We start from the raw sequence: 20,535 nt of genomic DNA on the forward strand, positions 1-20,535 counted from the left end.
TCGATCCACCCTGTGAAATCCGAGTGGTCGGGTGGATGGCGCTTCATCCATCCACCGCAACCGCATCGATCAGTTCGACTTCACCGCGTAGTCCGGCTTCTTGTCGTTACCCGGGATGTAGGGACTCCACGGCTGGGCGCGGACCGGGCTTTCAGTCTCCCAGGCCACCGAGAACTGGCCGTCCTCCTGGACCTCGCCGATCATCACCGGCTTGTGCAGGTGGTGGTTGGTCTTGTCCATGGTCAGGGTGTAGCCGCTCGGCGCGTCGAAGGTCTGGCCGTAGATGGCCTCGCGCACCTTGTCGACGTCGGTGGTGCCTGCCTGCTCGACCGCCTGCGCCCACATGTGGATACCGACATAGGTGGCTTCCATCGGGTCGTTGGTCACGGCCTTGTCGGCGCCCGGCAGGTTCTTCGCCTTGGCATAGGCCTTCCACTTGCTGACGAACTCGGTGTTGACCGGGTTTTCCACGGACTGGAAGTAGTTCCAGGCAGCCAGGTGGCCAACCAGCGGCTTGGTGTCGATGCCGCGCAGTTCTTCCTCACCCACGGAGAAGGCCACGACCGGGACGTCGGTGGCGTCCAGGCCCTGGTTCGCCAGTTCCTTGTAGAAGGGCACGTTGGAGTCGCCGTTGATGGTCGAGACCACTGCGGTCTTGCCGCCCGCGGAGAACTTCTTGATGTTGGCAACGATGGTCTGGTAATCGCTGTGGCCGAACGGCGTATAGACCTCTTCGATGCTCGACTCCGGCACGCCCTTGCTGATCAGGAAAGCGCGCAGGATCTTGTTGGTGGTGCGTGGGTAGACGTAGTCGGTGCCCAGCAGGAAGAAGCGCTCGGCGCTGCCGCCGTCCTCGCTCATCAGGTATTCCACGGCAGGGATGGCCTGTTGGTTTGGCGCGGCGCCGGTGTAGAAGACGTTCGGCGACAGCTCTTCGCCTTCGTACTGCACGGGGTAGAACAGCAGCCCGTTGAGTTCCTCGTAGACCGGCAGCACCGATTTACGCGATACCGAGGTCCAGCAACCGAAGGTCACGGCCACCTTGTCCTGGGTCAGCAACTGACGGCCACGCTCGGCGAACAGCGGCCAGTTCGAGGCAGGATCGACCACCACCGGCTCGAGTTGTTTGCCGAGAACGCCGCCCTTGTCGTTGATCTCGTCGATGGCCATCAGCGCCATGTCTTTCAGCGAGGTTTCCGAAATGGCCATGGTGCCGGACAGCGAATGCAGGATGCCGACCTTGATGGTCTCGGCAGCCTGCAGGGTGAACGGGAACAGACCGCTGAGCATCAGGGCACTGGCGGCGAGGGTGGACTTCAGTAGGGGACGGCGTTTCATTGTGGGCGGCTCCTTGGCTGTCCGTAGGTAGCAGTGAGTTGGTCCATCGGGACGCCAAGACTAATGGCAGCATCCGTGCCAATTTGCTGAAAGCCTTGTGGGACTAGGGTTTGAGGGGAATTCTGCGAATGCGTTGCTAGGTGCAACACGGTGTGGAGGGAAGAAAACGGGGCGGTGGAACCGTTCTGGAGCAGCGCTCTGCTCGCTCATGGTGCGCGAGCAGAGGGGCGAGGGTTAAGGCGTGCCTCAACTGGCCAGCAGCCAGGCACCGGCCAGTGCCGAGGCGATGCCTGCGATGCGAATCAAGGGTGCAGCGGTGTGCGGCAGGCTGCGGGCCAAGCCGTAGCCGGCAGCATGCAGGGCGGCCGTGGCGACGATGAATCCGGTGGCATAAGCCCAGGGGCTGGCGAGTTCCGGCAGTTCCAGGCCGTGGGCCATGCCGTGGGCAAGCGCGAACAGCGCGGTGAGGCCGATTGCCAGCGGCATGGACGGGCGTACCGCCAGTGCCACCAGCAGGCCGAGCGCCAGAACTGAACCAGCAATACCGGTTTCCATGAGGGGCAACTGGACGCCGGCGAAGCCAAGCAGGCCGCCGACAAGCATGGTGACCACAAAGCTCAGCGGCAGCGCCAGACGCGCACTGCCGTGCTGTTGAGCGGCCCACAGACCGACGGCAAGCATGGCCAGCAGGTGGTCGAGACCCAGAATTGGGTGGCTGATGCCGGACATCAGGCCTGAGTGGTCGTGTCCCGGATGGGCAAAGGCCAGGGCAGGGGTCAGTAGCAGGGCAGTCACAACGAAGGGCGTGCGAAGGTTCATCAATGATCTCCTTGGATTGGATTCGGGTGTCAGGCTGCGCGGAGCATTCCCTGTTTTTCGATGAAGGCGATGATCTCCTCCAGGCCCAGACCAAGCTTCTGGTTGCTGAACACGAAGGGCTTGTCACCGCGCATCTTGCGGGTGTCGCGGTCCATGACCTCCAGTGAGGCGCCGACCATCGGCGCCAGGTCGATCTTGTTGATCACCAGCAGATCGGATTTGCAGATGCCCGGCCCACCCTTGCGTGGCAGCTTGTCGCCGGCAGAAACGTCGATCACATAGAGGGTCAGGTCGGACAGTTCGGGGCTGAAGGTGGCTGAGAGGTTGTCACCGCCGGATTCGACGATGATCAGGTCCAGCCCCGGAAAGCGCCGGTTGAGTTGCTCCACGGCCTCCAGGTTGATCGAGGCGTCTTCGCGGATCGCCGTGTGCGGGCAGCCGCCGGTTTCCACACCGATGATGCGCTCGGGCGCCAGGGCTTCGTTGCGCACCAGAAACTGGGCGTCTTCCTGGGTGTAGATGTCGTTGGTGACCACGGCCAGGTTGTAGCGCTCGCGCAGCGCCAGGCACAGGGCGAGGGTCAGCGCAGTCTTGCCGGAGCCGACCGGGCCACCGATGCCGACACGCAGGGGTTGGGTGTTCATGGTGATGTCCTCTGTTGCGGTAATGGGTGCGGGTGCGTTGGTGATTTTCGGGGCGCTGTCTGTCGCGCTTATGAGCGGAACAGCCGGCTGTACTGGCGCTCGTGGGCCATGCTGGCCAGCGCCAGACCGAAGGAGGCGCTGCCCCAGTGCTGCGGGTCGATTGCCGTAGCCTCGCGCTGGGCCTGTTGCAGGGTTGGCAACAGATCGGACGTCAGTCGCTGGGCGGCCTGCTGGCCCAGCGGCAGGGTCTTCATCAGCACGGCCAGCTGGTTTTCCAGCCAGCCCCAGAGCCAGGCGCCGAGCGCATCTTCCGCCGGGATGGCCCAGGCCCGTGCAGCCAGCGCCCAGCCCAGGGCGAGGCCGGGTTCATCGGTGGCTGCAAAAAACCTTTGGGCGGCCTCGTCCAGTTCCGGCAGGTTGCTCAAGAGCTGCTTGAGTGAGTAGCCCATCTGTCGGTTTTCCTGGCGCAGTTCCCGGGTTTCGCGACTGGCGCGATGGCGGGCGGCCAGGCGCGTCAGTTCGGGCCAGTCTTCGGCGGCGGCTGCCTCGCAATGGGCCAGCAGCAATGGCATCTCGAAACGCGCCAGATTCAGCAGCATCTGGTCGGCGAGCCACCTTCTGGCGCTGGCCTCATCACACACCAGGCCTTGCTCCACCGCCATTTCCAGACCCTGGGAATAGCTGTAGCCGCCGATGGGCAGCTGCGGGCTGGCCAGTCGCAGCAAGGCGAACGCCGCTTGATTCACCTGCGTGCACCGAACTGATGCAGGCGTGGTGCGTAGCTGAACTCGGCCTCGCCGGCATGGGAGTGGTGGTGGCCGCCGCCGTAGGCGCCATGCTCCGGCTGAAAGGGTGCTTGGATGGCGTCGACCTGGGCACCGAGTTGCAACAGCATGTCCTTGAGCACGTAGTCATCGAGCAGGCGCAGCCAGCCGTCGCCCACCTGCAGGGCAACGTGACGATTGCCCAGGTGGTAGGCCGCCCGTGTCAGCTCGAAGCTGTTGGCGCAGGTCACGTGGAGCAAGTGCTCGGCGCGGGCGCGCACGATAACGATGCGGCCATCCTGGGCCAGCAACGCCTCGCCATCATGCAGAGGAGGCTGGCCGCGTTCGAGAAACAGGCCAACCTCTTCGCCAGTGGTGGTAAAGCAGCGCAGGCGCGACTTGCTGCGCGCCTCATAGGTCAGTTCCAGTTCGGCGTCGCCGGTGGCCTGGGAGGTGGTGCGTTGATGAATGACCAGCATGGGGAGTTCCGCTTCCGGGATGGAGCAAGCAGAGCAAGGCCCTTGCCAACCTTGGAACGGAGGTGTTTTACGGGTTTCGCAGGCGGGTGTGCCTCGAAAGAGGGATCGATCCGGCTCGCCATGGTGCACGGGACACTTGTGCGCCTCACATTGGTGCAAGGCTTCCCGTTGCGTGCAGGCTGTGAGTAATCTTCGGCGCAGCAGCCGGAGCCCATGTCCAGCACTGAACGGCCTGTCTCCCTGCTGTTCCAATTCATTGAATACCCATGAGCTGCCCTTGGCAGGCGGGAGGTTGCAATGGCTACTGGCTGGGCGAAGGAAGGTGCGGTGCAGGAACAGATCGACAGCACCATCGATGATGCGGTGCAGCGTGCCCGCAGCAGGCTGGGGCAGGGCGAGAGCCTGACGCACTGCGAAGAGTGCGACGCGAAGATTCCCGAGGCGCGGCGCCAGGCAGTACCCGGCGTGCGGTTATGTGTGCAGTGCCAGGCTGAGCAGGATAAGCAGGACGCCCTGTTCAGCGGCTATAACCGTCGTGGCAGCAAGGACAGCCAGCTGCGCTGAAATATTTTTTGCCATCGCCAGTGGGCACCGAAAGCGCAGCGGCGGGTCCAAGCGAAGGTCATGAAAATGGAAACAAGGACAGGCTGATGACCATATTTGAAGCGTTGCGCCAGAGTCACGAGATCCAGCGCGAACTGGCCGACAAGCTGCGCCAGACCTCCGGCGACTCACCGGAACGTCATGAAGTGTTCGAGCGTTTCAAGACCGAACTGGAAGCCCATGAAACAGCCGAGGAACGGCATTTCTATATCCCCTTGATGCAGGACGACCTGGGCGTTGATCTGTCGCGTCACGCCATTGCCGAGCATCATGAGATGGACGAGATGATCGAGGAATTGGAGGCACTGGAGTTCAGCAGCTCCGCCTGGCTGCCGCTGGCGAAAAAACTCTGCGAGACCGTTGAGCACCATCTTGAGGAAGAAGAGCACAAGTTCTTCCAGATGGCCGGCAAGCTGCTCGATGAGCGCCAGAAGGAACAGTTGGCCAAGGCCTATCTGGATGAATACGCCACGCTCAAGAAGCGTTTCTGAACCCGTGCCCTGCGACACGGCCCCTGCAGAGCGGTCGCTTCAGAACAGCCGCTCAGAATAGAAAGTACCGCTGCGCCATCGGCAGCACGTCGGCCGGCTCGCACCAGAGCAATTGCCCGTCCGCACGGACCTGATAGTTCTGCGGGTCGACCTGGATATCGGGCGTGTAGTCGTTGTGGATCAGGTCTTTCTTCTGCACCGAGCGGCAGCCCTTCACCACGCCGATCTTCTTCTTCAGGCCCAGCTGCTCAGGCACGCCGGCCTCGAAGGCTGCCTGGCTGATGAAGGTGAAGCTCGACGCATGCAGCGAGCCGCCGTAGCTGGCAAACATGGGTCGGTAATGCACCGGTTGCGGTGTCGGGATCGAGGCGTTGGCGTCGCCCATCAGGCTCGCGGCAATGGCGCCGCCTTTGAGAATCAGCGTCGGCTTGACGCCGAAGAAGGCCGGGCGCCAGAGCACCAGGTCGGCCCATTTGCCCACTTCGATGGAGCCCACCTCGTGGCTGACGCCGTGGGTGATCGCCGGGTTGATGGTGTACTTGGCGATGTAGCGCTTGGCGCGGAAGTTGTCGTTGCCTTCGCCATCACCGGGCAGGGCGCCGCGCTGTTTTTTCATCTTGTCGGCGGTCTGCCAGGTGCGGGTGATCACCTCACCGACACGGCCCATGGCCTGGCTGTCGGAGCTGATCATCGAGAACGCACCGAGGTCATGCAGGATGTCTTCGGCGGCGATGGTCTCGCGGCGGATGCGGCTCTCGGCAAAAGCCACGTCCTCGGCGATGCTCGGGTCGAGGTGGTGGCAGACCATGAGCATGTCCAGGTGCTCATCGATGGTGTTGCGGGTGAAAGGCCGCGTCGGGTTGGTCGAGCTGGGTAGCACGTTGGGCAGACCGCAAGCCTTGATGATGTCCGGCGCATGGCCGCCACCGGCACCCTCGGTGTGGTAGGTGTGGATGGTGCGGCCCTTGAACGCGCCGAGGGTGGTCTCGACGAAACCCGATTCGTTCAGCGTGTCAGTATGGATCGCCACCTGCACGTCGTACTGGTCGGCCACGCTCAGGCAGTTGTCGATGGCCGCGGGCGTGGTGCCCCAGTCTTCGTGCAGCTTGAGGCCGATGGCGCCCGCCTTGACCTGCTCGATCAGCGGCTCCGGCAGCGAGGCGTTGCCCTTGCCGGTGAAACCGATGTTCATCGGGAAGGCGTCGGCGGCCTTGAGCATCATCGCCATGTGCCAGGGGCCGGGCGTGACCGTGGTGGCGTTGGTCCCGGTGGCCGGACCGGTACCGCCTCCGATCATGGTGGTGACGCCGCTCATCAGGGCTTCTTCGATCTGCTGCGGACAGATGAAGTGGATGTGCGAGTCGATCCCACCCGCGGTGAGAATCATGCCCTCACCGGCGATCACTTCCGTTGCCGCACCGATGGCGATGCTCACGTCTGGCTGGATGTCCGGGTTGCCGGCCTTGCCGATGGCGGCGATGCGGCCATCCTTGAGGCCGACATCGGCCTTGACGATGCCCCAGTGGTCGAGGATCAGCGCGTTGGTGATCAGCGTGTCGACCACGTCGGCGGCGCACAGCTGGCCCTGGCCCATGCCGTCACGGATCACCTTGCCGCCGCCGAACTTCACTTCCTCACCGTAGGTGGTGAAGTCCTTTTCGACCTCGATCCACAGCTCGGTATCGGCCAGGCGCACCTTGTCGCCAACGGTGGGACCGAACATGTCGGCGTAGGCTTGGCGGGAAATTTTCATCGAATCTCATCCTGTCCGTAGGGTGGACAACGCGAAGCTTGTCCACCGGCAATCTGGGTGGTGGAAAAGCCTTCGGCGTTGTCCACCCTGCGAAATGACGCTGCGTCAGAGCGCGCCCATCACCCGCCCGGCAAAGCCGAACACGCGACGCTGGCCGGCCAGCTCGACCAGCTCCACCTCGCGGCTCTGGCCGGGCTCGAAGCGCACGGCGGTGCCGGCAGGGATGTTCAGGCGCATGCCGCGCGCGGCGGCTCGCTCGAAGGTCAGGGCGTCGTTGGCCTCGAAGAAGTGATAGTGCGAGCCGACCTGGATCGGCCGATCGCCGCGGTTGGCCACAGTCAGAACCCGAGTACGGCGACCAGCGTTGAGCTCGATTTCGCCATCCTGTATCCGGTATTCGCCAGGAATCATGGAGCGGACGTCCTGTTCAGATTCAGTTGCATAAGGGTCAGATCCAGCCAGCGATCGAACTTGCAGCCGACCTGGCGCATTTGCCCTACGTGCATGAAGCCGAGCTGCTGATGCATATGCACCGAAGCGCGGTTCTCGCTTTCGATTGCCGCGACCATTACGTGCTTGCCCAGCTGCCGGGCGCGCTCGATCAGGGTTAGCATCAGGCTGCGTCCTACGCCGCTGCCGCGCTGGTCGGGGCGCACGTAGACGGAATTTTCCACCGTATGGCGGAAGCCGTCGTGCGGTCGCCAGGGGGCGAAAGAGGCGTAGCCGATCACCTGTTGCCGCTCATCAACGGACACCAGCACCGGGTAGCCCTGGGCATGGCGTTCGGCCAGCCAGGTGCGGCGTTCGTCGAGATCGACAAGCCGGTCGTTCCAGATTGCGGTGCTGTTCCGCACCGCGTCGTTGTAGATCTGCAGGATGCCTTCAAGGTCGGCGTCCAGGGCGTCACGTATCTGCACGTTGAGTTCCTTCGAAAACGGTTCAAGGTCGTTCGCAGTAGACATTGACCAGCATTTCAGGGGATAGGTTGATGCACGGTGACCAGTTTGGTGCCGTCAGGAAAGGTCGCCTCGACCTGAATTTCCGGGATCATCTCCGGTACGCCGTCCATCACCTGTTCGCGACTGAGCAGGGTGGTGCCGTAGTGCATCAGTTCTGCCACCGTCCGGCCATCGCGGGCGCCTTCGAGCAACGCCGCCGAGATATAGGCCATCGCCTCGGGATAGTTGAGCCTGAGGCCTCGGGCCAAACGTCGCTCGGCGACCAGCCCCGCGGTGAAGATCAGCAGCTTGTCCTTCTCTCTTGGTGTGAGGTCCATCGCTTGCTCCATTCATTGGGTGGTAACGGCAAAGCCCTTCCCACTGTTGTTTCATGTGCTCCAGATTCTCGGTGGCAGCGCCTCGCGCCCCAGCAATGCCGGACGCAACAGGCGCCACAGCTCGATCAGCCAGGCACGCGCATGCAGGGCTTCGCTGGCCAGGCAGCGCCCGATGATGAGCCCGGGCAGTTGGGTCAGATCTCCGCGAACCCGGTTCGGCAGCATCCGGCAGCGTTCCAGCAGTTCAGCATCGATCTCGCCGCTGGCGATCAGCGTGGCGAATACGGGCTGGCCATCAAGGCCAATCGGTGAATCCAGCAGGCCGTCGTCGCCTGTCAGGCGCTGGCATTCGTGCCATAGCAGCTCGCCGTCTCGGCGGATATCCACTCGCGCCTGGAAATGCCCCGCGTCGAAGCGCTCGTCCGCTGCCGGGCGCCCCAGGGCGACCATGTCCCAATAGAACAGCCGGGCATCAGCTTCCAGTTCGATGGTGGTCGTGAGTTCGGCCTGTGCAGCGGAGTAGACGATGGTTTCCTGCGGCAGCCATTCCAGCGTGGCGCCAGCCTCGACGTGCAACTGCAGCGACTGAAACGCCGGGCCGGCAGCGCGGTACCACTTGGCTGCGCCGGGGCTGGTCAGCTGTACCCAGGCGTTGGCGCCTACCGTTGCGCTGATATCCAGCCGATCCCCGCCGGCAATCCCGCCGGGCGGATGCACGATGATGTGCTGGCAGACTTCAGGTCCTTCGGCATACAGATGCTTCTGCACCCGCAGGGGGCCGCTGTGCCGTCGCAGCACCGGGCGCGTGGATTCACCGAAACGGGCATAGCCGAGTTCCAGTTCGGCATGCCAGTGAGGAGTGAACAGTGGAGTCAGCACGGTCATCGCGGATGGGTTCTTTGATGGTTGAACCCCAGCCCAGCAATAGTCGTGCCTTTAGCAGGCCATTGAAAAACTACCTGCGTTGGCAATACTGCGTTAAAAACAGGCTCGGAATGCTCATTTAGACCACTAAACTCTGCTTCCTCGCCTGTTTTGCCTTGTCTTGCCTGCCTCGCCTACGTTTTTCAACGGCCTGCTAGTGAATTTTAGGGCGCTACGGTCGCTATACCTTTGAGCGCAACGAGCGGCCAAGGGATTTGGCGTTCCGAAGTTGCACCAGTGTGGTGCCTGATGCATGCAGCTTTTTTGTTGCGCTCGAAAGTGGTGCAGCGACCGGGGTGGCCGAACTTGTTCGGCCAGGTTTTTTGGTACGCAGATGCCGGAGCACTGTCATCCCAGCAATTCCTTGAGCGTCTCCAGCGTATCGGCCTCATCCACCGGCTTGTCGTGACGCCAGCGCAACATGCGCGGGAAGCGCACGGCGATGCCGCTCTTGTGCCGGTTGCTGGCGGCGATGCCTTCAAAACCCAGCTCGAACACCAATGTCGGCGTGACACTGCGCACCGGGCCGAATTTTTCCACCGTGGTTTTGCGGATGATGGCGTCCACCTTGCGCATTTCCTCATCGGTCAGCCCGGAGTACGCCTTGGCGAAGGGCACCAGCTTGCGCTCGGGGTCGCCCGGTTTGCCATCCCAGACGGCAAAGGTGAAGTCCGTGTACAGGCTGGCGCGCCGGCCATGACCACGCTGGGCGTAGATCAGCACGGCATCGATGGCATAGGGGTCGATCTTCCATTTCCACCAGACTCCCACATCCTTGGTGCGACCGACGCCGTATTGAGCCGCTTGCGCTTTGATCATCATTCCTTCGACGCCCAGGGCGCGGGACGCTTCGCGCTGGCGGGCGAGGTCCGGCCAGTCGCTACCCTGTACCCGCGGGGAAAGCATCAGCTGCGGGCAGCTGCAATCCTTCAGCAGCGATTCGAGCTGCCTGCGGCGTTCGTGCTGGGGGCGTGGGCGCCAGTCTTCACCCTGCCATTCCAGCAGGTCATAGGCGAGGAGGGCGACGGGTGCGTCCTGCAGCACCTTCGCGGTGAGATTCTTGCGGCCAATGCGCTGTTGCAGCAGCGCGAATGGTTGTACGCCCAAGCGCTCTGGCGTCGAGGAAACGCTTTTACCGAGCGCGGCGTCTACCTTCTCCGCCGCGTGCTTCCAGACCAGGATTTCGCCGTCGATCACTGTGCCGTCCGGCAGATGGCTGGCCAGTTCGCACAGTTCCGGAAAGCGTTCGCTGAGCAGTTCCTCGCCGCGCGACCAGATCCAGATCTGACCGTCGCGCTTGACCAGTTGCGCGCGGATGCCGTCCCACTTCCACTCGACCAACCAGTTTTCCGGGTCGCCGAGCAATTTCTCGAACTGCTCCACGGGCGCCTGCAGCGGGTGAGCCAGAAAGAACGGATAGGGCTGGCCACCACGCTGGGCATGCTCGTGCTCCGATTCGGCGGCGATCAGCATCTGGTAGCCCTCGGCACTGGGTCGATGGGACAGGTCGGTATAGCCCACCATCCGCTGCGCGACGCGTTTGGGATCGAGGTCGACGAGGGAGGCGAGAGCACGTGTGACCAGCAGCCTGGAGACGCCGACCCGAAAGGAACCGGTGATCAGCTTGAGGCTGACCATCAGGCTCAACCGATCCAGCTGCGCCCAGTACTCGGGCAGGCGCGCGACCTGCTCTTCGGGGGACAGGCCGCGCAGGGGCAGCAGTTTGTCCTGCAGCCAGACGGCCAGGCCTTCATCGGAGCTGTGTGTGGCTTGCGGCACCAGCAGGGAGATGGTCTCAGCCAGGTCGCCGACCGCCTGGTAGCTTTCCTCGAACAACCACTCGGGCAACTGCGCGACTTCTATGGCCGTGGCACGGAGCACCTTGGTCGGCACCAGCTGACGCGGGCGCCCTCCGGCCAGGAAATACACCGCCCAGGCCGCATCGGCGGGGTCGGCTGCGCGGAAATAATCGCGCATGGCAGCGAGTTTGGCGTTGCTCGAGGTGGTGGCATCGAGGCGGCTGTAGAGCATGGCGAAGGCTTTCATTTCATACCCCGGGCGTGACCCGGCGCAATGCGAATGAGCAGGTAGGTCATTCAGCCTCCCGGGCGGTATCGTCCTCATCGCCATATTCGGTGTCAAAGGCCTGGGCATCGAGACCGCGCACCTCGCGCAGGTAACGCACCAGAATCGGTACCGAACCATGAGTGACCATCACCCGCTCGGCGCCCGTCTGCTCGATGGCCCAGAGCAAACCCGGCCAGTCGGCATGGTCGGACAGTACGAAGCCGCGATCGACGCCGCGCCGACGGCGCGTGCCACGCAGCATCATCCAGCCGCTGGCGAAGGCATCGGCGTAATCGCCAAAGCGGCGCATCCAGGTGCTGCCGCCGGCTGAGGGCGGGGCGAGAATGATGGCCTGTTTCAGACGTGGATCGCCTTTCTTCAGATCGCCAGCGTAGAGCGTGGGCGGCAGATACACGCCTGCCTCGCGGTAGACCCGGTTCAGCGGTTCGACCGCACCATGCACCACCACGGTGCCGATGCTTTCATCCAGCCCATGAAGAATCCGCTGTGCCTTGCCGAAGGCGTAGCAGAACAGCACGCTGGCGCGACCTGTCGCGGCGTTGGCGCGCCACCAGTCGTTGATGTCGCGAAACACCTCGGCCTGTGTTGGCCAATGGTAAATCGGCAAGCCGAAGGTGGATTCGGTGATGAAGGTGTGGCAGCGAACCGGCTCGAAGGGCGCGCAGGTCGCGTCCGGCTCGACCTTATAGTCGCCCGAGGCGACCCAGACTTCGCCCTTGTATTCCAGTCGCACCTGGGCCGATCCCAGCACATGGCCGGCGGGATGAAAGCTGAGCCTGACGCCGTGGTGCTGGATGGATTCACCATAGGCCAGGGTCTGCAGTGGCATGTCGGCGGCTATACGCGAACGCAGGATGCCTTCGCTGGCGGCGGTCGCCAGGTAGTGGCCCATGCCCCAGCGGGCGTGATCGCCATGAGCATGAGTGATGACCGCGCGCTGCACCGGTCGCCAGGGATCGATGTAGAAATCACCGGGCGGACAATAGAGGCCTTCGGGACGGGCAACGACAAGATCCATGGACACAGCCATTTTGAGCGCTTGCAGATTTGGAGCTTGAGGAGGCGGCCGGAGTTCGGCGTGCACCTGAACGTAGCCGAATTTGTAGGGCGGAAATTTCTCCGCCCTCGCGAAGCATCGTCGGACGGTCTGTGCCTGGCGGATTGAAATCCGTCAGGCAGGTCAGCAGGCTGCCGTCAGTCCACCAGCTTCAGGTGCGAGGTGTCCGGTGCAGGCACATCACTTGCCCGACGGCGCTCGCTTATGTCGCTGCCTACCGGCGCCAGGCTGAACTGCGACAGGTCCAGTGATGGCGCCGGAGTCGCGGGATGCCTGTCCTGCAAGTCGGTGCCCACCGGGGCTATGCCGAAGTCCGGTGCTGCAACATCGATGAAGGCAGCCATGTATTCATCGCGCGGTGTGACTTCCAACGGCTTGAGCGTTGCGCCGGGCTCACGGGCCTGCGGGGTGGTGGGCGTTTCCTCAGGTGGCGGCGCCAGTTCGATTTCCTCGACTTCCACCGGCATGGGGCGCACCTCGGCAACCGCCCCGGCGCGGGCCATGGCCTGGCGGTATTTCTCGACACTGTCGTAATCCAGGTCCTGCTTGATCACGACGCGCCGACCGGAGAACAGCAGGGCGATGCGCTGGGCATCGGCCTGGAACAGTCGCGTCAGGTTGGCCTCGACCTGCTCCAGCGTGGCACCGGGCGCCAGCTCCCCGGAAAAGGCGATTTCGTAGCGGCTCATGAATATCTCCTTTGTACGGCTGACCGGATTCTAGCCAAGCGGCGCCAGCAGCGCCTCGATATCACTTTCCTGCAGTGTCCAGTCCGCGCCGCCCGTGCCCTGCAGCACACTGGTCGCCAATTCGGCCTTGCGCGCCTGCAACTGCTGGATCTTCTCTTCCACGGTCCCGCGTGCGATGAGTTTGTAGACGAACACCGGCTTGTCCTGACCGATGCGGTAGGCGCGGTCGGTGGCCTGGTCCTCCACAGCCGGGTTCCACCAGGGATCGTAATGGATCACGGTGTCGGCGGCTGTGAGGTTGAGCCCGGTTCCGCCTGCCTTGAGACTGATGAGAAAGACCGGCACCTCGCCGTTCTGGAAGCGTTGCACCGGCGTGCGGCGGTCGCGGGTGTCGCCGGTGATCTTCACATAGGGAATATCACGCTGGAGCAACTGTTCCTCGATCAGCGCCAGCATCGAGGTGAACTGCGAGAACACCAGTACGCGGCGGCCTTCGATCATCAGCTCCTGCAGCATCTCCAGCAGGCTGTCCAGCTTGCCCGAGCTGCCGCCGCGAGCAACACGTGCGGTTCCGCCCTTCACCAGACGCAGATCGCAGCAGACCTGACGCAACTTGAGCAGGGCTTCGAGAATGATGATCTGGCTGCGCGCCAGACCCTTGCGGTCGATCTCCTCGCGCACCTTGCGGTCCATGGCCAGGCGCACCGTCTCATAGAGGTCGCGCTGCGCCGGAGTCAGGTTGACCGAATGCAGGATCTCGGTCTTGGGTGGCAGTTCGTGGGCGACCTGCTCCTTGCGGCGCCGCAATAGGAAGGGCCGGATACGCTCGGCCAGATGCTGCAGACGGTCGCTGTCGCCGTGCTTTTCGATGGGGGTGCGATAGGTACGGGTGAATTCCTTGGCGGTGCCCAGCCAGCCGGGCATCAGGAAATGGAACAGTGACCAGAGTTCGCCAAGGTTGTTCTCCAGCGGTGTACCGCTCAGGCACAGGCGTTGCCGGGTCTGTAGCCGGCTGGCGGCCTGGGCGGCCTTGCTGGTGGCGTTCTTGATGTTCTGCGCCTCATCAAGAATCAGTACATGCAGAGGCTGTTCAGCCAGATGTTCGATATCCCGGGGCAGCAGCGCATAGGTGGTCAGTAGCAGGTCGTAGTCGGCCAGCTCGGCAAAGTGATTCAGGCGGTTCGGGCCATGCAGGGTAAGTACCCGCAGGTCGGGCGTGAAGCGGGCTGCCTCATCCTGCCAGTTGGGGATCAGGCTGGTGGGCACCACGACCAGCGCGGGGCAATCCAGGCGACCGGCCCGCTTTTCCGTGAGCAGATGGGACAGCGCCTGCAGGGTTTTGCCCAGCCCCATGTCGTCGCCGAGAATGCCGCCTGTTTCCAGCTCGCGCAGGGTCTGCATCCAGCACAAACCTTGCAGCTGATAGGGGCGCAGTACGGCGTTCAGGCCTACCGGTGGCAGGCAGGGCCGTTGACGATAATCGCGCAGGCGCTCGGCGAATTCGCGCAGGCGCTCACCGCCTCGCCACTCCAGCGCAAGCGTGTCGAGGTGGATCAGGCGTGCGGCATCGGCCTGACCCAGGCGCAGGCCGTCGCCCATCTCGGGCTGCTGCAAATAGAGATCACCCAGGGTGGCGAGAATCGGCTTGAGTCGACCGAAGGGCAGCAGAACCTGCAGCGGATGTTCGCGGTCGCGGCGTCCGAGGGCGATGCGCATCACCTCGTCGTCGCGGCGCTGGGCCAGTTGTTCCGCAGCCAGTAGCGTCGGGGTCTTGCGGATCACGTCCAACAGAACCGGCAACAGACTGATGCGCTGACCTTCGACGACGATTCCCAGAACCAGCTCGAACCAACTGTGCTCCGGCGATTCCTCGACCTCGGCGTACCAGTGTTCGATATCTGTCAGGTCGTAAGCAAAACCCGGCTGGATGACGATCTCCCAGCCTTCGTCGCGAAGTTGCGGCAGCTGCTGTTGAACAAAGTGCAGCCAGGCGGCCTCGCCGGACAGGTCGTACATCTCCGCCGAATCCTTCGGCAGCGCCAGGCTCTGGCGAAGGGCAGGGCGCAGACCCAGTTGTTGCAGACGCTGACGCAACGCCTGCTCGGCCTTGGGGTTGCGGGTGATTGCCTGACGGTCCTCGCCGTCGAGTTGGAGGAAACGCTCGTCGCCCTTGCTCTTGCCGTGCACCAGCATGCGGCCATAGCTGAAGCTGAGACCGGCGCGATGCTGCTGTTCGTTGACCATCCGACCGTTGCCGGGCTGGTAGTTAAGTGATTGATGACTGCCCAGGGTCAGGCGTGGCCGGGGGCCAGCGCGGCCCGGCTGGCCGGGCGCTATTTGCAGCTCACCGTGAAGGCCGCTCTGTGTCGGGACGGCCCGGGCGCCGGTGGTTGATTTCACTGATCAGGTGCCGGGGTCAGGCGTTCGAGCAGCGCTTCAAGCGTGTTGAAACGCTCTTCCGGTCGCTCCATGGGCACCTGGAACTTGAACACCGTCGCCCCCTCGAATTTGTAGCGCTTGGGCTGGGTCTGGATCAGCTTGATCAGCGCCATCGGGTCAACCGGCGTATCGGCGGCGAACTCGATGCGTCCGCCCTGTGGGCCGGCGTCGATCTTGGTGATGCCGAGTTTCTCGGCCTGCAGCTTGAGCAGCGTCAGGCGGACCAGGTGTTTGGCCGGCTCCGGCAGCAGGCCGAAACGGTCGATCATCTCCACCTGCAGCTCGTTGAGACCGTCCTGATCGGTGGCGTTGGCAATGCGCTTGTAGAGGATCAGCCGCGCGTGCACGTCCGGCAGGTAGTCTTCGGGAATCAGCGCCGGCACGCGCAAATTGATTTCCGGCCCGCCACCCAGGGGTTGATCCAGGTTCGGCTGTTCGCCTTTCTGGATGGCCTTGACCGCGCGTTCGAGCATTTCCATGTAAAGGGTGAAACCGACCGCCTGAATCTGCCCACTCTGGCCGTCGCCAAGCAGCTCGCCGGCACCACGGATTTCCAGGTCGTGGGTGGCCAGGACGAAGCCTGCACCCAGGTCCTGGGCATTGGCGATGGCTTCCAGGCGCTTTTCCGCGTCCGGAGTCATGCTCTTGCGCGACGGGGTGAGCAGGTAGGCGTAGGCCTGGTGGTGGCTGCGCCCGACGCGACCACGCAGCTGGTGCAGCTGGGCCAGACCGAACTTGTCGGCGCGCTCGATGATGATGGTGTTGGCACTGGGTACGTCGATGCCGGTTTCGATGATGGTCGAGGCCACCAGCACGTTGAAGCGCTTGTGGTAGAAGTCGCCCATCACTTGTTCCAGCTCGCGCTCGCGCATCTGTCCGTGGCCGATGCCGATACGTGCCTCGGGCACCAGCTCGGCCAGATCGGCAGCACATTTCTCGATGGTCTTCACATCGTTGTGCAGGTAGTAAACCTGACCGCCGCGCAGCAGCTCGCGCAGCAGCGCCTCCTTGATGGTCGGCTTGTTGGCCTCCATGACGAAGGTGCGTACCGACAGCCGGCGCGCCGGCGGCGTGGCGATGATCGACAGGTCGCGCATGCCGGCCACGGCCATGTTCAGCGTACGCGGAATCGGCGTGGCAGTCAGGGTGAGAATGTCGACCTCGCTGCGCAGGGCCTTGAGTTGTTCCTTCTGGCGTACGCCGAAACGGTGTTCCTCGTCGATGATCACCAGCCCAAGGTTGGTGAACTTCACATCGTCCTGCAGCAGCTTGTGGGTGCCGATGAGGATGTCCACCTTGCCCTCGGCCAGCTCCTGCACCGCGGCCTGGATTTCCTTGGCGGATTTGAACCGGCTCATCACCTCGACCCGCACTGGCCAATCGGCGAAGCGGTCGCGGAAGCTGTTGTAGTGCTGCTGGGCGAGCAGGGTAGTGGGCACCAGAACGGCCACCTGGCGGCCACTGTGGACGGCGATAAAGGCGGCGCGCATGGCTACTTCGGTCTTGCCGAAGCCGACATCGCCGCAGATCAGCCGGTCCATGGGCTTGGGCGCGAGCATGTCGCGGCGTACCGCTTCGATGGCCGCCTGCTGATCCGGCGTCTCCTCGAAGGGGAAGCCGGCGCTGAAGGTGTCGTAGTCCAGCTGCGGGTCCTGAAAGGCATAGCCTTCGCGAGCGGCGCGGCGGGCATAGATGTCGAGCAGTTCGGCGGCAACGTCGCGCACCTGCTCGGCGGCCTTGCGCTTGGCCTTCTGCCAGGTTTCCGAACCCAGCCGGTGCAGCGGCGCCAGGGCGTCGTCGCTGCCGGTGTAGCGGGCGATCAGGTGCAGGCTCGCCACAGGCACGTAGAGCTTGGCTGCTTCGGCGTATTGCAGTTGGAGGAATTCGGCGGCCTGGCCGTCGAATTCCATGGTGATCAGCCCCTGATAGCGCCCGACACCGTGGTCGATATGTACCACCGGCGCGCCTTCACGCAGCTCGGTGAGGTTTTTGATGACGTTCTCGCCGGCATCTCGGACCTTCTCGCGGCGGCGGCGCTGCATGATGCGCTGGCCGAACAGCGGGCTTTCGGCGATCAACGCCAGTTGCGGCTGTTGCAGCAGCAGGCCGTCGTCCAGCGGGGCGATGCTGATCGCCAGGCGCTCCTGACTTTGCAGGAAGCCTGGCCAACCATCGACTTCCTGCGGGCGCAGTTTCAGCCGTGCCAGCAGCTCCAGCAGTACCTCGCGGCGACCGGCCGATTCGGCGGTGAACAGCACGCGACCGGGGAATTCGTCGAGAAAACGCCGCAGCGCACCCAGCGGCTCGCTGGCCCTGGCCTCGATGGCCAGCTCCGGCAGCGGGCTGGCGGGGAAACGCTCGCGGCCTATGCCGGTTTCCACGTCCTCCTGGCTGGCGACGATGCGTGGCCAGAGTTTCAGCCGGGCAAAGCAATCCTCCACCGGCATGAAGAGTTCAGCCGGCGGCAACAGCGGGCGCTCGGGATCGACACGGCGTTCTTCGTAGCGGTTGCGCACATCTTTCCAGAAATGCTCGGCAGCCTGCTCGATGCCGGGCAGGGAGAACACCTGGGTGTCGTCCGGCAGGTAATCGAACAGGGTCGAGGTTTCGTCGAAAAACAGCGGCAGGTAGTACTCGATGCCTGCCGGAGTAATACCAGTAGAAAGGTCCTGATAGACCGGGCAACGGCGGAAATCCACGTCGAAACGCTCACGGAAGCGCGCGCGGAAGCCGGTGACCGACTCCTTTTTCAGCGGGAACTCGCGGGCGGGCAGCAGGCGCACGGAGTCCACTTTTTCGATGGAGCGCTGGTTCTCTGGATCAAAAGTGCGCAGCGTTTCGATTTCATCGTCGAACAGATCGATGCGATAAGGCAGGGCACTACCCATCGGATAGAGGTCGATCAGCGCGCCGCGCACAGCGAACTCGCCATGCTCGTAAACCGTGTCCACGCAGCGATAGCCCGCCGCCTCCAGTCGCAAACGCATCTGCTCGACGTCGAGCTTCTGACCGACATCCAGCACCAGGCTGGAGCCCAGCAGAAAGCGCTTTGGCGCCAGGCGGTGCAATGCGGTGGTGATCGGCACCACCAGCACGCCGTGGGTCAGCTCGGGCAGTTGATAGAGCGCCGCGATGCGCTGGGAAATGATGTCCTGATGCGGCGAGAACACGTCATAGGGCAGCGTTTCCCAATCGGGGAAATGCAGCACCGGCAGCTCCGGAGCGAAGAAGGCGAGTTCTTCCTTGAGGCGTTCGGCGCTCTGGCTGTCGGCGGTGAGAAGAAGGGTGAAGCACTCTGCGCGGCTGGCGGATTCGGCAATGGCCAGGCTCAGTGCTGCTCCGGGAAGGTTGCCCCAGGTTTGCTTGCCGCTGGCGGCAGGCATGGGCGGAAGGCGCAATACGGACACGAGTGGACGTGACTCCGGACGGGGAAATAGATCTCCGGGATTGTAACTATCGTAGGGCGTGGCTGTCAGTGTTTCGTCCTTTGCATTTGCCGGCGTTGGGGTGTGTCGGCATAATGTAGCCCTTTTTCTCAGCCCCTACATGTTGGAAGGAACTGCCCGTGACTCAGAAGCCCGACCAGTGTCTTGGTGAATGGATTGACCGCGAAGCGCTCGCCGAAGCGATGATTCCGCTGATTGGCCAGCTGTACCGCAACAACAACGTGGTGACCTCCATCTATGGCCGTGGTCTGATCAACCGCTCGGTGATCGCCATTCTCAAGGCGCATCGCTTTGCACGTCACCGCCAGGCGGATGAGGCGGAACTGTCCGTCCACGAAACCCACCAGATCCTCACCACCATGACCGACATGAACCTGGGCGCCGCTTCGGTCGACCTGGGCAAGCTGGTGGGCAAGTTCAAGGCCGAAGGCAATGGCCGTACTCTGGACCAGTTCGTGCGTGACGAGCTGGCAGAAGTTGCGGGCAAGCGCACCGATACCGCAGGCCGCAAGGGCACTGACGTGGTGCTCTACGGTTTTGGCCGTATTGGCCGTTTGCTGGCGCGTATCCTCGTTGAGAAAACCGGCGGCGGCGATGGCCTGCGTCTGCGCGCCATCGTCGTGCGCAAGGGCGCTGAGAATGATCTGGTCAAGCGTGCCAGCCTGCTGCGCCGCGACTCGGTTCACGGCCCGTTCGATGGCACCATCCATATCGATGCCGAGAACAACACCATCACCGCCAATGGCAACCTGATCCAGGTGATCTACTCCAACGATCCGTCCTCGGTGGATTACACCCAGTACGGCATCGAAAACGCGCTGCTGGTCGACAACACTGGCAAGTGGCGTGACGCCGAAGGCCTCAGCCAGCACCTCAAGTGCCCTGGCGTTGCACGTGTGGTGCTGACCGCGCCGGGCAAGGGTGAGCTGAAGAACATCGTGCACGGCATCAACCATGGCGATATCACCGCCGATGACAAGATCATCTCCGCTGCATCCTGCACCACCAACGCCATTGTGCCGGTGCTCAAGGCAGTCAACGATCAGTACGGCATCGTCAACGGTCATGTCGAAACTGTTCACTCGTACACCAACGACCAGAACCTGATCGATAACTTTCACAAGGGTAGTCGTCGTGGCCGCAGCGCCGCGCTGAACATGGTCATCACCGAAACCGGTGCCGCTACAGCTGCTGCCAAGGCACTGCCGGTGCTCAAGGGCAAGCTGACCGGCAACGCCATTCGCGTACCGACACCCAACGTCTCCATGGCGATTCTCAACCTGAACCTGGAGAAGGCCACCACTCGCGAAGAGATCAACGAGTACCTGCGCCAGATGGCCATGCACTCGGATCTGCAGAAGCAGATCGACTTCGTCAACTCCCAGGAAGTGGTGTCGACCGATTTCGTCGGCTCGCGCCATGCCGGTGTCGTCGATGCCGAGGCAACCATCAGCTGCGACAACCGTGTCGTCCTGTACGTTTGGTACGACAACGAGTTTGGCTACAGCTGCCAGGTCGTGCGTGTCATGGAAGACATGGCCGGAGTCAACCCGCCCGCCTTCCCGCGTTGAGACTGGCCTGAATGAAAAACGGGAGCTTCGGCTCCCGTTTTTCATTCAGTCGCGCTCGACTCCGGATTCAGGTAAACGACGGAAGCGCCTTCGGCGATTCCATCCTACGAGATTGCACGGCGTCCCATATTTTGTAGCCTGGATTAGCCGAAGG

18 protein-coding genes are annotated in these 20,535 nt (G+C 63.2%); 3 read left to right on the forward strand and 15 right to left on the reverse strand.

The annotated features are described in order from the left end of the window. Positions 1-69: 69 nt before the first annotated feature. The 5 genes from urtA to ureE all read right to left on the reverse strand — a co-directional run bounded on the left by urtA (position 70) and on the right by ureE (position 4,044). Positions 70-1,338 carry an urea ABC transporter substrate-binding protein gene (gene urtA, locus NAV32_RS14440; protein WP_256053492.1) on the reverse strand — a complete coding sequence of 423 codons (1,269 nt, stop codon included), beginning with the start codon at positions 1,336-1,338 and terminating at the stop codon, positions 70-72. A 246-nt stretch (positions 1,339-1,584) separates the two neighbouring features. Then, entirely contained in the window at positions 1,585-2,157 is a 573-nt protein-coding gene (locus NAV32_RS14445) for a HupE/UreJ family protein (RefSeq protein WP_256053493.1), read from the reverse strand. 29 nt (positions 2,158-2,186) lie between these two features. Next, positions 2,187-2,801 carry an urease accessory protein UreG gene (ureG, locus tag NAV32_RS14450; protein ID WP_256053494.1) on the reverse strand — a complete coding sequence of 205 codons (615 nt, stop codon included), beginning with the start codon at positions 2,799-2,801 and terminating at the stop codon, positions 2,187-2,189. Positions 2,802-2,869: 68 nt separating this feature from the next. Next, positions 2,870-3,547: an urease accessory protein UreF gene (locus NAV32_RS14455; protein WP_256053495.1), complete on the reverse strand. Its 678-nt coding sequence runs from the start codon at positions 3,545-3,547 to the stop codon at positions 2,870-2,872. After that, on the reverse strand, positions 3,544-4,044 hold the full coding sequence (ureE, locus tag NAV32_RS14460; RefSeq protein ID WP_256053496.1) for an urease accessory protein UreE: 501 nt from the start codon (positions 4,042-4,044) through the stop codon (positions 3,544-3,546). The genes NAV32_RS14455 and ureE overlap by 4 nt, the downstream gene beginning before the upstream one ends. Positions 4,045-4,341: 297 nt before the next feature. Here ureE and NAV32_RS14465 point away from each other — a divergent pair, with 297 nt between their 5' ends. Continuing rightward, on the forward strand, positions 4,342-4,608 hold the full coding sequence (locus NAV32_RS14465) for a DksA/TraR family C4-type zinc finger protein (RefSeq protein ID WP_256053497.1): 267 nt from the start codon (positions 4,342-4,344) through the stop codon (positions 4,606-4,608). A gap of 86 nt (positions 4,609-4,694) precedes the next feature. Further along, on the forward strand, positions 4,695-5,138 hold the full coding sequence (locus NAV32_RS14470) for a hemerythrin domain-containing protein (protein ID WP_256053498.1): 444 nt from the start codon (positions 4,695-4,697) through the stop codon (positions 5,136-5,138). Positions 5,139-5,190: 52 nt separating this feature from the next. Here the strand turns inward: NAV32_RS14470 and ureC are convergent, their stop codons facing one another. From ureC to mfd, 10 genes are all read right to left on the reverse strand, one after another. Next, positions 5,191-6,891, reverse strand: a complete 1,701-nt coding sequence (ureC, locus tag NAV32_RS14475; protein ID WP_256053499.1) for an urease subunit alpha — start codon at positions 6,889-6,891, stop codon at positions 5,191-5,193. Between the two features lie 105 nt (positions 6,892-6,996). After that, entirely contained in the window at positions 6,997-7,302 is a 306-nt protein-coding gene (locus tag NAV32_RS14480) for an urease subunit beta (RefSeq protein ID WP_256053500.1), read from the reverse strand. Next, the gene (locus tag NAV32_RS14485) at positions 7,299-7,853 is read right to left on the reverse strand and encodes a GNAT family N-acetyltransferase (RefSeq protein WP_256053501.1); all 555 of its coding nucleotides are present in this window, start codon (positions 7,851-7,853) and stop codon (positions 7,299-7,301) included. Before NAV32_RS14485 ends, NAV32_RS14480 begins: the two co-directional genes overlap by 4 nt. An 11-nt stretch (positions 7,854-7,864) precedes the next feature. Further along, positions 7,865-8,167 carry an urease subunit gamma gene (gene ureA, locus NAV32_RS14490; RefSeq protein ID WP_256053502.1) on the reverse strand — a complete coding sequence of 101 codons (303 nt, stop codon included), beginning with the start codon at positions 8,165-8,167 and terminating at the stop codon, positions 7,865-7,867. Positions 8,168-8,218: 51 nt separating this feature from the next. Beyond that, positions 8,219-9,052, reverse strand: coding sequence for an urease accessory protein UreD (locus tag NAV32_RS14495; protein ID WP_256053503.1), 834 nt, complete (start codon positions 9,050-9,052; stop codon positions 8,219-8,221). Between the two features lie 387 nt (positions 9,053-9,439). After that, positions 9,440-11,137, reverse strand: coding sequence for an ATP-dependent DNA ligase (locus tag NAV32_RS14500; protein ID WP_256053504.1), 1,698 nt, complete (start codon positions 11,135-11,137; stop codon positions 9,440-9,442). 46 nt (positions 11,138-11,183) lie between these two features. Next, the gene (locus NAV32_RS14505; RefSeq protein WP_256053505.1) at positions 11,184-12,197 is read right to left on the reverse strand and encodes a ligase-associated DNA damage response exonuclease; all 1,014 of its coding nucleotides are present in this window, start codon (positions 12,195-12,197) and stop codon (positions 11,184-11,186) included. Positions 12,198-12,373: 176 nt separating this feature from the next. Then, positions 12,374-12,925, reverse strand: a complete 552-nt coding sequence (locus tag NAV32_RS14510; RefSeq protein WP_256053506.1) for a hypothetical protein — start codon at positions 12,923-12,925, stop codon at positions 12,374-12,376. Positions 12,926-12,955: 30 nt separating this feature from the next. Beyond that, on the reverse strand, positions 12,956-15,262 hold the full coding sequence (locus NAV32_RS14515; RefSeq protein ID WP_423836438.1) for a DEAD/DEAH box helicase: 2,307 nt from the start codon (positions 15,260-15,262) through the stop codon (positions 12,956-12,958). Between the two features lie 59 nt (positions 15,263-15,321). Next, positions 15,322-18,771, reverse strand: coding sequence for a transcription-repair coupling factor (mfd, locus tag NAV32_RS14520; protein ID WP_256053508.1), 3,450 nt, complete (start codon positions 18,769-18,771; stop codon positions 15,322-15,324). A gap of 158 nt (positions 18,772-18,929) precedes the next feature. Here mfd and NAV32_RS14525 point away from each other — a divergent pair, with 158 nt between their 5' ends. Further along, positions 18,930-20,381, forward strand: a complete 1,452-nt coding sequence (locus tag NAV32_RS14525; RefSeq protein WP_256053509.1) for a glyceraldehyde-3-phosphate dehydrogenase — start codon at positions 18,930-18,932, stop codon at positions 20,379-20,381. The last annotated feature ends 154 nt before the right edge of the window (positions 20,382-20,535 follow it).

The sequence above is a fragment of the Stutzerimonas stutzeri genome, from assembly GCF_024448695.1.
Taxonomy (GTDB): Bacteria; Pseudomonadota; Gammaproteobacteria; order Pseudomonadales; family Pseudomonadaceae; genus Stutzerimonas; species Stutzerimonas stutzeri_T.